The following is a 13,288-nucleotide window of genomic DNA, read 5'->3' as shown; positions in this document are numbered from 1 at the left end:
GGTGGAGGATGACGGGCTCGAACCGCCGACCCTCTGCTTGTAAGGCAGATGCTCTCCCAGCTGAGCTAATCCTCCACATCATGGTGACCCGTACGGGATTCGAACCCGTGTTACCGCCGTGAAAGGGCGGTGTCTTAACCGCTTGACCAACGGGCCAGTTTGTCAAGTTTACTGTTTCCGTGAAGCTGACAAAAGTTATTATATACAGGTTGTCCCCCTTTTGTAAAGGGGAATTTTATTTTTTTATTTTCTAATAATTAACCACCTTGCAGCACGACATTTTACTTGAAATATAATTTCAGTATTTAAATATAATGTTGAAATTTCATATCATACTCAATATACTGAAAATGAAGAAATAAGGAGGTATGTCACATGCAGCCATCTCAACTGCGTTCTTTGACAACAGAATCAAGAAACCCTAACACAATGGGAATTTCACAAGCAGATCCGCTCGAAATGCTCCAAATGATCAATGAAGAAGATATGAAAGTCGCTCAAGCGGTCAATCGTGTACTTCCACATGTGAAAACAGCAAGTGACTTCGCCTATGAATCCATCTCGAATGGAGGCAGACTCATTTATTTAGGCGCTGGAACAAGCGGCAGAATTGGCGTGATGGACGCTGTTGAATGTCCACCAACCTATAGCGTCTCACCTGATGTCATTGTAGGCATCATGGCAGGTGGGGACTCCGCGTTTTCACACGCTGCCGAAGATGTGGAAGACAGTGAAGAAGCCGGCAAACAGGATTTAGTACACATCCACCTCACGTCAACAGATACTGTCGTCGGCATTGCCGCTAGCGGTAGGACGCCCTATATCATCGGTGCTTTAAACTACGCAAGATCCATCGGAGCAAAAACAGTAGCCCTCAGCTGCAATGAACAAGCAGAAATTAGCGAGCTGGCAGACTGCGCCATTGAAGTCGTCGTTGGACCTGAAGCCATCACCGGGTCAACACGAATGAAAGCCGCATCCGCTCATAAAATGATTTTAAATATGCTTTCCACCTCTGTCATGATCAGACAAGGCAAAGTATATGAAAACCTGATGGTTGATGTAAAAGTCAGCAATCATAAATTAAAAGAACGCGCCATCACCATCATTCAACATGTGACAAACGCTTCCTACGAACAAGCCGTGAAAACACTTGAAGCGGCAGATTTAGAAGTCAAAACCGCCATCGTCATGCTCCAAACAAACACAGACAAGAAAACAGCCAAGAATTTACTCAACAAAGCGAATGGTCATATCGACAAAGCCATCTCACATCATCAATCCTAAAGGAGGCAGAGCTCATGTCAGCAGGTGGACTCACCCTAATACACACAATGAAAGCAAAGCTCCCCCAATCTGAAAAAATCATTGCAGACTATATCCTTGCCCATCCTGACAAAGTCATTAAGAGCACAGTACACGAGATCAGTCAGGCAGCCGGTGCAAGCAGCTCTGCAGTCATCCGCCTTTGTAAATCTCTTGGACTAGATGGCTATCACGATTTAAAAATGCGGATTGCTGGAGACTTAATGCATGACGATAAACAAGGCTACCGAGATATCGAACAAGATGAACCACTTCAATCCATTATTCAAAAAACAGCAGGAAACTCGATTCAATCGATTAAGGATACTGCCTCTATTTTAAATGCAGATACTTTAGAAAAGGCCGTTCAATTGCTGCTACATGCAAATCAAATCCATTTTATCGGTGTTGGTGCATCTGGCATCGTCGCAGCTGACGCACAGCAGAAATTTCTCAGAATCAATTATGCAGCCACAGCCTTTACTGACATGCATATCGCATCCACCGTCATCGCAAATGCAGGAAAGAACGACATTGTTTTCGGTATATCCTTTTCTGGAGAAACGTTAGACATCATTCAAGCCCTTCAGCTCGCAAAAGAAAATCAAGTGAAAACCATTGCCTTAACGCATCCAGGTCATACAAGCGTTTCTGCTTTATGTGACGTTCACCTATCGACGTCCGGTTCCAATGAAGCACCTTTTCGCAGTGCTGCCACTTCCTCTAGAATGGCACAGCTCTACTTAATTGATGTCTTGTTCCTCAGTTTAGCTTCCCGTCAATATGAAGAGACAGCGCAGTATATTGACAAGACAAGGCATGCCATCCGCTCCATGAAACGAAAACCAAAGGGGGATTCAACATGAGTCATCAAAAGAAATATCAGCAGTTAGCGAAAGATATTCTTTCGCTCTGTGGTGGTTCTGAAAATATCTCTTCCCATACACATTGTATGACACGTCTCCGAATTACACCGATCGATGATGAAAAAGTTCAAATCACAGCGATCAAAGAACTTGATGGCGTCATTGGCGTCGTCGAGGCGGAAACGCTTCAAATCATTTTAGGCACTGGCGTTGTCAACCAAGTATCAAGTGCGTTTGAACAGCTGCTAAAAGCCTCTGGTTCATTTGACTTGAACAACGAAGCACAAAAAAACAAGCAAGCCATTTCACAAAAGAACCGCACACCGTTCAAGCTGTTCTTACGACGGATTGCCAGCATTTTTATCCCTATCATTCCAGCACTGGTTGCGTCAGGCCTCATTACTGGTATTACAAAAGCAATCGTGCAAGCGGGCTGGCTTGATGCAAAATCTCAAGCTGCGATCATTTTAACCGTTATTGGTTCAGGCTTGTTCGCTTATCTTGGGATATTAGTCGGAACAAATGCCGCAAAGGAATTTGGAGGCTCTCCCGCATTAGGCGCTTTAGCTGGTATCCTCATTATTAACCCAGCCTCCGCAGATATTATGTTATTTGGCACAAATATTCTACCAGGCAGAGGCGGACTCATCGGTGTTCTTCTTGCCTCCATCTTTATGGCCTTTGTTGAGACCCGAATTAGACGCTTCGTCCCGCAGTCACTCGATATCATCGTCACACCAACCATCACATTACTCATTACTGGAATTTTTACGTACATCGTCTTCATGCCAGTCGGCGGATTTATATCTGATGCCATCACCTCAGGACTCAATTATCTATTAAACATGGGCGGTATTTTCGCCGGATTTGTTCTTGGTGCGACCTTCCTTCCACTTGTAGTAACAGGACTTCACCAAGGACTGACACCTATTCATATGGAACTCATCAATTCAATTGGAGATGACCCGCTTCTGCCAATTCTCGCTATGGGAGGCGCAGGACAGGTCGGTGCGGCATTTGCCATTTATATGAAAACAAAAAAGAAAAAGCTCAAAAGAGCCATTGCAGGTGGACTTCCTTCAGGAATGCTTGGTATTGGTGAACCACTCATTTTCGGTGTCACACTACCACTAGGAAGACCATTTCTCACTGCTTGTCTCGGTGCTGGAATCGGCGGAGCATTTCAAGCCTACTTCCAAATCGCCACTAAAGCAATTGGGGTATCAGGTCTTCCATTAACCTTTATCGTTCACGCGCATCAAATGCTTCTTTACTTAATTGGACTATTCATTGCATATGTCGCTGGATTTATCTTCACATACTTATTTGGCTTTCATGATGATATGGCTGTTGAATTCGAGGAAACCAATCAATAAGGAGGTCTAGCTCTTGAAGAAATGTTTTCTTTTGATGACATGTCTGTTCATGCTCCTTGGGCTACCAGTACAAACATTTGCAACCAGCTCCCATCCTGTATCGTCTTTGTCTAAAACAGCACCTGAAGAATATCCCGTCTTAAAAAAAGCAAAACGACCAGAACAAGTAGGTTTTTCTTCCAGGCAGCTTAGGAAGGTTGATCAAATGATTCAAAACGATATCAAAGCAGGATTTCCAGGAGCCGCGCTCATCATCATCAAGGATGGTAAGATCGTCCATCAAAAAGCCTATGGCTACAGGCAAAAATACGAAGGGTCTAACGAACTCAAATCGTATAAGAAAATGAAAAAGAACACGCTGTTCGACCTGGCATCCAATACAAAAATGTACGCCACCAACTATGCCCTGCAAAAGCTTGTATACGAACAAAAACTAGATGTGAATGAAAAAATACAATCCATCCTGCCAGACTTTCAGGATGAACCAGATGCAAAGGTCACCGGCAAAGATCAGCTTCGGGTAAAAGATCTCCTCACCCATTCTGCCGGACTCCCATCCAGCGTCTTATTTTATAGCAAAGAAGCAGCTGGCTCTTTTTTCTCTCAAGATAGACAAACGACCATGAAATGGCTGCCTAAGGTGCCTCTACAATACGACCCAGGTACCCAGCATATTTATAGTGATATTGATTACATGCTTTTAGGCATGATCATCGAGAAAAAAACAGGAATACCTCTTGATCAATATGTAGAGTCTACGATCTATCGGCCGCTAGGTCTCAAGCATACAATGTTCAATCCGCTGCAAAAAGGATTCAAGCCCAAGCATTTTGCAGCAACTGAACGTTTAGGCAATACGCGAGATGGTGTGATCGATTTTGAAAACATTCGACGATACACCCTGCTAGGAGAAGTACACGATGAGAAAGCATATTACTCAATGGCTGGTGTCTCCGGCCATGCTGGACTTTTCTCTAACACCTCAGATATGGCGGTGCTGCTCCAGCTGATGCTCAACAAAGGAGGCTATGGGAAAACAACCATCTTTGACCAAGCTTCTATCGATCTCTTTACAACATCCTCAGACACGAACCCAACTTACGGGCTAGGCTGGCGGAAAAACGGCAATACTGACATGGAATGGATGTTTGGAAAATATGCAAGTAACGAAGCCTATGGACATACAGGCTGGACCGGAACGATGACGTTAATTGATCCAAAACACAACCTAGGTATCTCTTTGCTGACGAATAAGAAACATTCACCTGTCGTTTCACCTGAAATCAATCCTAATCAATTTGAAGGTGACCTTTTCCCAACTGGCACTTATGGAAGCATCATGACCGCAATCTACGAATCTTTTAAGTAAAAGGAGGAATTCGATGTTAAAATCTCTCTTCCCCGCTGCTCTGGTTTTGGCCCTGCTAACCTCTTCCATTCCAACGGAAAAGGTTAGCTCTGCCTCTCTTCCAACCACAAAACAAATGGTGCAAGACATGTCACTGGATGAAAAGATTGGCCAAATGCTCATGCCAGACTTTCGCAATTGGCAAACAAAAGGTGAATCCGCGCCTACAGGCTTAACAAAGATGAATCAAGAAGTATCCCATCTTGTAGAGAAATATCATCTAGGCGGTGTCATCTTATTTGCAGAGAATGTCGTTGATACGAAACAAACCGTCAAACTCACTCATGAATTTCAAAAAGCATCGCCAAATATTCCTTTACTCATTTCAATTGATCAAGAAGGCGGAATCGTCACAAGACTACAAAAGGGAACACATTTCCCAGGAAATATGTCGATTGGTGCCTCTAGAAGCAAGAAAAATGCATACGACACAGGAAAAATCATCGGAAAGGAATTAAACGCCTTAGGTATCAATACAAACTTCTCTCCTGTTCTTGATGTGAATAATAACCCAAACAACCCCGTCATAGGTGTCCGTTCCTTTAGCTCTGACCCTGCACTTGTCACTAGACTTGGCCTTCAAACCATGAAAGGACTTCAAAAGGAAAAGACCATTTCCACACTAAAGCATTTCCCGGGACATGGTGATACAGCCGTCGATAGTCACTACGGCTTGCCGCTCGTAGAACATGACCTAGATCGTTTAAAAAAGGTTGAGCTGTATCCATTTCAACAAGCAATCAACGCAGGTGCGGATATGGTCATGACCGCTCATGTTCAATTTCCTGCCATTGATGACACGACCTATCAAAGTAAAAAAGATGGCGAGGACATCATGGTTCCAGCTACCTTATCTAAAAAAGTGATCACACACTTATTAAAAGAAGAGATGGGCTTTCAAGGAGTTGTTGTGACTGATGCTCTAAATATGAAGGCGATTGCAGATAACTTCGGACAGGAAGAAGCCGTGGTCATGGCCATTAGAGCAGGAGTCGACATTGCCCTCATGCCAGCGCCTGTCACATCTCTAAAAACCGAGAAAAACCTAGAAAATGTGTTTAATGCTTTAAAACGAGCCGTTCTATCAAACGAAATTCCGATGTCTCAGATCAACCAATCTGTCGAAAAAATCCTTCAATTGAAGATCAAGCGCGGCATCATTTCCACTAAAAAGCCAGTAAGTCTTGAGAAAAAAATCAAAAAAGCCACTCAACTCGTTGGTAAAAAGTCGCACCGGAAAGCTGAACAAAAAATGGCCCGTGAAGGAATCACTTTACTTAAAAACAACGACAAGACCTTACCTTTTCAACCTAAAAAGAATGACCGAATCTTGCTCATGGCACCCTATGAAGATCAAACAAAAGCAATGTCTGTCACGATTGAATCTCTGATCAAACAAAAAAAGATCAAGCCTGTACGTACCCAATCATACGCTTTTGCAGATAAGACCTTCTCCAAAGAAACAGCCAAACTGATTCAAGATGCTGACTATGTCATTACCGGCTCTTACGTTGTCCAAAATGACCCAGCTGTGAATGATGGCGTGATTGATGACAATGTACAGGACCCGAAGAAATGGGCAACCGCCTTCCCTCGTGCTGTCATGAAAGAAGCAAAATCACAAAACAAAAAAATGGTCATCATGAGTCTTAGAAACCCATATGATGCTGCTAATTTCGAGGAAGCCGATGCCTTACTGGCTGTTTACGGTTTTAAAGGCTATGCAAACGGACAATTCAACCAACCGAATATTCCTGCTGGACTAGAAGTGATATTTGGAGCGGCATCACCTAAAGGGAAATTGCCAGTCGCTATCCCATCTGTCACTCATCCGAATCAAACCCTTTACCCATTTGGCTATGGGCTCAACTTGAAAGGGAAACAGATCAAATAGGAGGGATTCTCTTGAAAAAGACAGGAAGCTTGATACTCGCGAGCATTCTCATGATGAGCACATTGACCGCCGCCTCCCCCCCAGATCAAGGACGAACAGACACAAAAGGAAAAAAAGCAGCAGTCAAAACAGGCATCGAAACATTACTCTCAAGTAATCTCTCATGGCTAAAAGAGAAAAAGGTAGGGCTTATTACGAATCCTACCGGCATTGATGCAAACATGAAAAGCAGTGTCGATCTCCTATTTGAACATCCAAATATTAAGCTCACTGCTCTATATGGACCTGAACACGGCGTACGCGGCGATGCACAAGCAGGAGAAGGCGTCGAATCCTATACCGATGAAAAAACAGGCCTGCCTGTTTATTCTCTCTATGGAAAAACAAGAAAACCAACTCCTGATATGCTCAAAAATGTAGATGTGCTGCTATTTGATATTCAAGACGTTGGCGCTCGATATTACACCTATATTTACACGATGGCCTACGCGATGGAAGCCGCTAAGGAAAACAATATCCCATTTGTTGTCCTAGACCGTCCAAATCCCATAGGCGGGCTAAAAGTAGAAGGACCTGTATTAGAACCCGAACACTCCTCATTTGTGGGTCTTTATCCAATACCATTAAGACATGGAATGACCACTGGGGAGCTCGCAAATATGTTTAACAAAGAGTTTCATATCAATGCTGATGTAACAGTCATCAAAATGAAAAATTGGAAGCGATCCATGACGTTCGATGACACGAAGCTGCCGTTCGTCCTTCCTTCACCTAACATGCCGACAGTTGATAGTACCTTTGTATATCCAGCCACAGGATTAATTGAAGGCACAAACGTCTCGGAAGGCAGAGGAACGACAAAACCGTTTGAGCTCATTGGCGCTCCATATATCAATAGCAACGAGCTAGCGGATCATTTAAATCAGCTAAAGCTAAAAGGCGTTCAATTTAGACCCGTTTCATTCACCCCTACCTTTTCAAAACATGCCGGGACTCTTTCTCACGGTGTGCAGCTATATGTCACAAACCGCTCTTCATTTGAAGCTGTGAAAACGGGGTTATCCATCATCAAAGCGATCCATGATTTGTATCCTAATGACTTTCAGTTCCTTCAAACAGGCAGCTTTGATAAACTGATCGGGAATGGTTGGGTCAAAGAGGAAATCAATAAAGGCACTTCAGTCAAACACATCATGAAACGCTATCATCATGATCTCAAAACGTTCGAAAAGAAACGGAAAAAATATCTCATCTATTAACTCGCAAAAAACCTCCATACTTTGAGATGGAGGTTTTTTCATGATAAAGATTTAGTCATAGCAGGTGTTTTCAGCTCAAAACGATTGAGTAAAAAACCAAACAAGGCAGCAAGCACTTGCTGAAACAGCATGCCAATCACAACAGGGACAGCGACAGCAGGCGGGAAAAAGCTAGTGGCAAGTACAGCTCCCGCACTAATATTTCGCATGCCACCTGTATACACAATGGCCACAATCTCCCCTTGAGTACATTTCATCGCCTTTCCAATCAACCATGCAAAGACATATCCACTCATCGCAATGAGAAACACAATCGCTGCTTTACTAAAAATGGCGGCATCCAGTTCACGCAAGTATGGAGCGACAACAGAGCTGTTAATCGAGACCACAACAAACAAGCCTATTTTTGAAAAAGGTGATAGGGTCTGGCTGATCGTTTTCGTCACCGCTGGCTTTGCAAACTGATGAACGAGCATTCCTAAAATAGATGGAAGCACCACCATACCAAACAACCCTTTCATGATGGCCACAATATCCATATGAACCTGTGTACCGACGAAGAGTGACAGGCTGGCTGGCACGATAATTGGCGAAAGCAGTGTATCAATTAAAATGATGGATAAGGTTAACCCAACATTTCCTTTATACATCGCCGCCCAAATTAAACTAGAAACACCTGTCGGAATCACCATTGCAAGTGTCAAGCCGGTGATCGTCATGGAATCACCCGCAAATATCAAATGCCCCGCTGACCAAGCATAAAGGGGCATCAATACATGCAAAACCATAAACGATAAAATCAAAGGCAATGGGTGCATCACCGTATGCTTTAAAGCTGAAAAAGAAGCAGACAAACTCCCTGCAAATGTCATAACGGCAAATACCCATGGCACCAAAAACGCAAAATTCTTTAAATAGGCCGCCAATAATACACCAATTAACACACTAATAGGCGTAATGAGCGGCATCATCCGGCCGAGCACTTGGTTCAAACGCATAAGCATGCCGGCCACCCCCATCCTTCACTTTCTTCTCTTTTCTATTGTAACAAACAGAAAGACCTTTTTAAGAACCCATCACCTGCTTCACAAGCTTTTGACTAGATGTATCCATTCCAACTACGTCTACTTGCACACCAGCTGCTCGATATTTTTCCTTCACACGTTCAATTGCTGCCACGCCTGATTCATCCCATATACGCGCTTCAGACAAATCAATCACAACGGATTGAAGATCTTTCCCATGATGGAATGCTGAAATCAAGTCAGTGACTGAAGCAAAGAAAATTTGCCCCTTAATTCGGTAAACCCAAGTACCTGCTTGGCTTTCTGTAGAGGTAATATGAAGCTTTGATATTTTAGCCACAAAGAAAACCGCACTAAGCAGCACACCTGCAAAAACACCCTTTGATAAATCATGAGTCAACACCACAGTCACGACCGTGACAAGCATCACAATAGAATCTGTTTTCGGGTTCTTTTTTAGCTGCTGGAATGAACTCCAATCAAAGGTACCAATCGAAACCATGATCATCACAGCCACAAGAGCAGCCATCGGAATTTAAACCACCACATCACCCAATACAAAAATCAGCACCATTAAAAATGCACCTGCTACAAAGGTAGAAAGCCGGCCTCTTCCGCCAGCCTTTGTATTAATCACAGATTGACCAATCATCGCACACCCAGCCATACCTCCAAAGAATCCCGCAACCACATTGGCGATTCCTTGGCCTCTCGCTTCTTTGTTTTTACGACTAGACGTCTCCGTCATATCATCTACAATCTGTGCTGTTAAAAGAGATTCAAGTAAACCAACCATCGCAAGTGCTAAAGAATAAGGAAAAATGATAGCAAGTGTCTCCCAGCTAAACGGCACATTTGGGATAAGAAAAGCAGGCAAAGAACTAGGAAGCTCTCCCATATCTCCGACCGTTCTGACATCAATATGCCCAAATACAGCAATCATCGTTATCACAATAATCGCAATGAGTGGAGAAGGGATTACTTTTGTGATCATCGGCAATACATAAATGATCAGCAAAGCACCACCCGTCATCATAAACATAGCCATTGATTCTCCAACGAAATGTGGAAGCTGAGCCATGAAGATCATAATCGCCAATGCATTCACAAAACCTACCATCACGGACCTAGGAATAAATTTCATCAATCGAGAAACACGGCACAACCCAAATACAATTTGAATCAGACCTGTTAAAATCGTAGCTGCAAACAAATACTGCAATCCATGGTCTGCAATCAAGTTAACCATGACCAGGGCCATTGCACCTGTAGCAGCTGAAATCATGCCTGGCCGTCCACCAACAAACGAAATCACAATCGCAATACAAAACGAAGCATACAACCCAATTTTCGGATCAACGCCTGCAATAATCGAAAACGCAATCGCCTCAGGAATTAAAGCCAGAGCCACTAAAATACCCGCCAGCACATCCTGACGCACATGTCCAAACCATTCTTGCTTTACAAATAAATCTTTCAAACCATCTACTCCTTTTTATACACATACCGTACACAGAAAAGAAGATCAATCAAACCTGGAGATGAAGAAAGGAAAATAAACAATGCTTCACTTTCGGGGAAAAAGAGGAACGTACAGAGTCTTTTGTTAGAGAGGATAATCATCACTTTAGTAAGAATATAAGAAAGGAACTAAGGAATCAAGCACAAAAAGAAGGAATGTGTAGAAAATTGATACAAAGCTTCCTTATCAATCGATTTATTCCATTTTCATGATTCTATTTGTCACTGAGCAAGTCCAACATTTTAAAACAAACAAAAAAAGCCCCTATATATAAATGGGGCTTTTGGTTTATTAACGTAATAATTGAAGTACGTTTTGTGGCTGTTGATTCGCTTGTGCAAGCATAGCTTGAGACGCTTGAGAAAGAATGTTGTTCTTAGTGAACTCACTCATTTCTTTTGCCATGTCAACGTCACGGATACGAGACTCAGCAGCAGTTAAGTTTTCAGCAGATGCACCCAAGTTGTTAATAGTGTGCTCTAAACGGTTTTGTACTGCACCAAGTTTTCCACGTTGAGCAGATACTTGATTAATAGCTGCATCAACAATACTTAGTTGAGTATCAAAACCAACATCATCTGCTTTTGCATCATTGTCAGCAAATTTTCTTGCATCGATGTTTTTAACGGCTTGATTGGCTACAACATTACCATCATCATCTTTAACTCCTAATGCATCAGTACTCATTTTATCAATATTAACTGAAATTTGTTGAGTTGCGTTAGCACCGATTTGGAACACTAAAGCATTACCACTTGCTGGGACTTCAGATGTACCTGTATCTGGGTCATCTGGATCTGTCGGCGGAATTGCTGGTGTTCCTGGAATTCCTTTAAAAGTACCATCTAATAATTTTTTACCGTTAAACTCTGTACGATTTGAAATTCCATCAACTTCTTCTTGTAAAGCTTCAATCTCATCTTGAATAGATTGAAGATCTGTGTTTTTATCTTGTGTACCAGTGTTTCCAGCTTGAACCACTAATTCACGTACACGTTGAAGGATTGAGTGAGTTTCAGTCAAAGCACCCTCAGCTGTTTGGATAAGAGAGATACCGTCCTGTGCGTTTTTAGATGCCATTTCTAATCCGCGGATTTGTCCACGCATTTTCTCAGAGATTGCAAGACCAGCTGCATCATCTCCTGCACGGTTGATTTTAAGACCAGAAGAAAGCTTCTCCATGTTCTTTTGGCTCGCACCGTTGTTTGCAGACAGACGGTTTAAAGTGTTAAGTGCTGCGATATTGTGGTTAATTCTCATTTCCTATTACCTCCGTGTAATTTTTTTCGAGCTTATCTGTCAAGTCCATTTGGATGAGAAGCTCTTCCTTAGAATTTCCTATTTCTAAGGCATGTGTATAGTAGTAATGCAGAGCACCTTTTGGCTCTCTAACTTTACTACCATATGTAACACCAGTTATGGCAATAATCATGAAATCTCCTTCTTTTAATGCTCACCATAACAATGAGTATTGTGTTACCTACTATAGACAGACCTACCATAAATTTTAGTTTGTGGAAATTGTTAATTTCACAAATTCGACACATTTAAAAAGCACATAGGGATGATAAAATTCAATCAACTGCGTTTTGTGGAATATTAAGTAAAATAAAAATGACATTTTACGAAAACAGGGGAGAAACATGATTAGTGTAAAACCGTGTGGAAACAACACTTTTTCACATACCCTAAAAACACTCGATAAAGTAACAGAGAAAAGAAAAAGGATTTTGAGAGAAGGATTCACTTCAAAAGAAGAACAATGAAAGTTGCAAATGCAAAAGAATTGCAGCTTCACGCATTTTCAAACGATGAAAAATAAACATCAAAAAAGCCCCTGTTCTCTATGGTCAGGGGCTTTACTTTTTTCATTTTTTCAATGCTTTTTGAAGAGCTGCTTTTGTCTTCGATCCGTTCCATCTCTTATATGTGGCACAACGTTGGCCAATGGAATGCCTTGCTCTGTCTTCAGCTGGACGAATTAGCATTGTGCGTTCTCAACTACCTTTTCAAATTTAAATACATGGTGGGAGCGATTCGCAAAAAGGCTCGATATAAGAAAATTCATTTGCATGATATGCGTCATACTCATGCTACTAAATCAAATCGGCATATACCTGGGTTTAATATTAAATCTGTCTCTCAGCGTTTAGGTCATGCGTATGTTAAAACAACTCTTGATACGTATACACATACGGTCTAGTGGCGGATGCTTTAACAAACTTATTGCAAATTCGATAATTGGTCCCCAATTTGTCACCAAGCAAATAAAAAAGGACATAAAAAAAGCCTTCTCATCATCGAGAAACCCTGTCAGATCAACATTTAGAGGAAAGCTTCCAAGCGGGCTCGAACCGCTGACCTCTTCCTTACCATGGAAGTGCTCTACCTACTGAGCTATGGAAGCATGGCTCCGCAGGTAGGACTCGAACCTACGACCGATCGGTTAACAGCCGATAGCTCTACCACTGAGCTACTGCGGAATGATAAAGTAACTTCTTCCATTGGAAGGATATAAGCAAAAAGCTTGGCGGCGTCCTACTCTCACAGGGGGAGACCCCCAACTACCATCGGCGCTGAAGAGCTTAACTTCCGTGTTCGGTATGGGAACGGGTGTGACCTCTTCGCTATCG

At 42.4% G+C, this 13,288-nt stretch carries 10 protein-coding genes, 4 tRNA genes, 1 rRNA gene and 1 pseudogene; 7 read left to right on the top strand and 9 right to left on the bottom strand.

Annotation, left to right across the window (positions count from 1 at the left end; translation table 11 throughout):
* Positions 1 to 2 precede the first annotated feature (2 nt).
* Positions 3 to 75 (bottom strand) — tRNA-Val (locus tag R0K30_RS20445).
* 6 nt (positions 76 to 81) lie between these two features.
* Positions 82 to 156: transfer RNA gene (locus R0K30_RS20440), tRNA-Glu, on the bottom strand.
* A gap of 219 nt (positions 157 to 375) precedes the next feature.
* Between R0K30_RS20440 and murQ the strand changes: the two genes are divergently transcribed.
* Genes murQ through R0K30_RS20410 form a run of 6 tightly spaced genes read left to right on the top strand, consistent with a single transcriptional unit; the run spans position 376 to position 8,108 of the window.
* The gene (gene murQ, locus R0K30_RS20435) at positions 376 to 1,287 is read left to right on the top strand and encodes an N-acetylmuramic acid 6-phosphate etherase (protein WP_256499227.1); all 912 of its coding nucleotides are present in this window, start codon (positions 376 to 378) and stop codon (positions 1,285 to 1,287) included.
* Positions 1,288 to 1,301: 14 nt separating this feature from the next.
* Positions 1,302 to 2,171 carry a MurR/RpiR family transcriptional regulator gene (locus R0K30_RS20430; RefSeq protein WP_230031193.1) on the top strand — a complete coding sequence of 290 codons (870 nt, stop codon included), beginning with the start codon at positions 1,302 to 1,304 and terminating at the stop codon, positions 2,169 to 2,171.
* A complete protein-coding gene (locus R0K30_RS20425; protein WP_410612547.1) occupies positions 2,168 to 3,547 on the top strand; it encodes a PTS transporter subunit EIIC in 1,380 nt (459 codons plus the stop codon). The genes R0K30_RS20430 and R0K30_RS20425 overlap by 4 nt, the downstream gene beginning before the upstream one ends.
* Before the next feature lie 13 nt (positions 3,548 to 3,560).
* Entirely contained in the window at positions 3,561 to 4,916 is a 1,356-nt protein-coding gene (pbp4b, locus tag R0K30_RS20420; protein ID WP_410612545.1) for a penicillin binding protein PBP4B, read from the top strand.
* 13 nt (positions 4,917 to 4,929) lie between these two features.
* Positions 4,930 to 6,849 carry a glycoside hydrolase family 3 protein gene (locus R0K30_RS20415; RefSeq protein WP_410612543.1) on the top strand — a complete coding sequence of 640 codons (1,920 nt, stop codon included), beginning with the start codon at positions 4,930 to 4,932 and terminating at the stop codon, positions 6,847 to 6,849.
* An 11-nt stretch (positions 6,850 to 6,860) separates the two neighbouring features.
* Positions 6,861 to 8,108: an exo-beta-N-acetylmuramidase NamZ family protein gene (locus R0K30_RS20410; protein ID WP_410612541.1), complete on the top strand. Its 1,248-nt coding sequence runs from the start codon at positions 6,861 to 6,863 to the stop codon at positions 8,106 to 8,108.
* Positions 8,109 to 8,146: 38 nt separating this feature from the next.
* Here the strand turns inward: R0K30_RS20410 and R0K30_RS20405 are convergent, their stop codons facing one another.
* The 4 genes and pseudogenes from R0K30_RS20405 to R0K30_RS20390 form a co-directional block, all read right to left on the bottom strand.
* Positions 8,147 to 9,112, bottom strand: coding sequence for a bile acid:sodium symporter family protein (locus tag R0K30_RS20405; RefSeq protein ID WP_410612539.1), 966 nt, complete (start codon positions 9,110 to 9,112; stop codon positions 8,147 to 8,149).
* Between the two features lie 61 nt (positions 9,113 to 9,173).
* Positions 9,174 to 10,613: pseudogene (locus R0K30_RS20400) on the bottom strand (SulP family inorganic anion transporter).
* Between the two features lie 333 nt (positions 10,614 to 10,946).
* Positions 10,947 to 11,915 (bottom strand): flagellin Hag, encoded by a 969-nt coding sequence (hag, locus tag R0K30_RS20395; RefSeq protein WP_410612537.1) that lies wholly within the window; start codon positions 11,913 to 11,915, stop codon positions 10,947 to 10,949.
* Positions 11,905 to 12,087 (bottom strand): hypothetical protein, encoded by a 183-nt coding sequence (locus R0K30_RS20390; RefSeq protein ID WP_106056583.1) that lies wholly within the window; start codon positions 12,085 to 12,087, stop codon positions 11,905 to 11,907. Before R0K30_RS20390 ends, hag begins: the two co-directional genes overlap by 11 nt.
* Before the next feature lie 414 nt (positions 12,088 to 12,501).
* Here R0K30_RS20390 and R0K30_RS20385 point away from each other — a divergent pair, with 414 nt between their 5' ends.
* The gene (locus R0K30_RS20385) at positions 12,502 to 12,858 is read left to right on the top strand and encodes a tyrosine-type recombinase/integrase (protein ID WP_410612535.1); all 357 of its coding nucleotides are present in this window, start codon (positions 12,502 to 12,504) and stop codon (positions 12,856 to 12,858) included.
* Positions 12,859 to 12,989: 131 nt separating this feature from the next.
* Here the strand turns inward: R0K30_RS20385 and R0K30_RS20380 are convergent.
* The 3 genes from R0K30_RS20380 to rrf all read right to left on the bottom strand — a co-directional run.
* Positions 12,990 to 13,062 (bottom strand) — tRNA-Thr (locus R0K30_RS20380).
* Between the two features lies 1 nt (position 13,063).
* Positions 13,064 to 13,138: transfer RNA gene (locus tag R0K30_RS20375), tRNA-Asn, on the bottom strand.
* Positions 13,139 to 13,180: 42 nt separating this feature from the next.
* A 5S ribosomal RNA gene (rrf, locus tag R0K30_RS20370) occupies positions 13,181 to 13,288 on the bottom strand; the annotation flags it as partial.

The sequence above is a fragment of the Bacillus sp. SIMBA_154 genome (genome assembly GCF_046536015.1).
In the GTDB taxonomy this organism is placed as follows: domain Bacteria; phylum Bacillota; class Bacilli; order Bacillales; family Bacillaceae; genus Bacillus; species Bacillus pumilus_P.
Note: the sequence above shows the minus strand (reverse complement) of the source record. Positions and strands in the feature narration are given on the sequence as shown.

Bases quoted from the DNA above. Each gene is read 5' to 3' on its own strand.
- murQ (WP_256499227.1), top strand. From the start codon at position 376: ATGCAGCCATCTCAACTGCGTTCTTTGACAACAGAATCAAGAAACCCT.
- R0K30_RS20430 (WP_230031193.1), top strand. From the start codon at position 1,302: ATGTCAGCAGGTGGACTCACCCTAATACACACAATGAAAGCAAAGCTC.
- R0K30_RS20425 (WP_410612547.1), top strand. From the start codon at position 2,168: ATGAGTCATCAAAAGAAATATCAGCAGTTAGCGAAAGATATTCTTTCG.
- R0K30_RS20415 (WP_410612543.1), top strand. From the start codon at position 4,930: ATGTTAAAATCTCTCTTCCCCGCTGCTCTGGTTTTGGCCCTGCTAACC.
- R0K30_RS20405 (WP_410612539.1), bottom strand. From the start codon at position 9,112: ATGCTTATGCGTTTGAACCAAGTGCTCGGCCGGATGATGCCGCTCATT.
- hag (WP_410612537.1), bottom strand. From the start codon at position 11,915: ATGAGAATTAACCACAATATCGCAGCACTTAACACTTTAAACCGTCTG.
- R0K30_RS20390 (WP_106056583.1), bottom strand. From the start codon at position 12,087: ATGATTATTGCCATAACTGGTGTTACATATGGTAGTAAAGTTAGAGAG.
- R0K30_RS20385 (WP_410612535.1), top strand. From the start codon at position 12,502: ATGGTCAGGGGCTTTACTTTTTTCATTTTTTCAATGCTTTTTGAAGAG.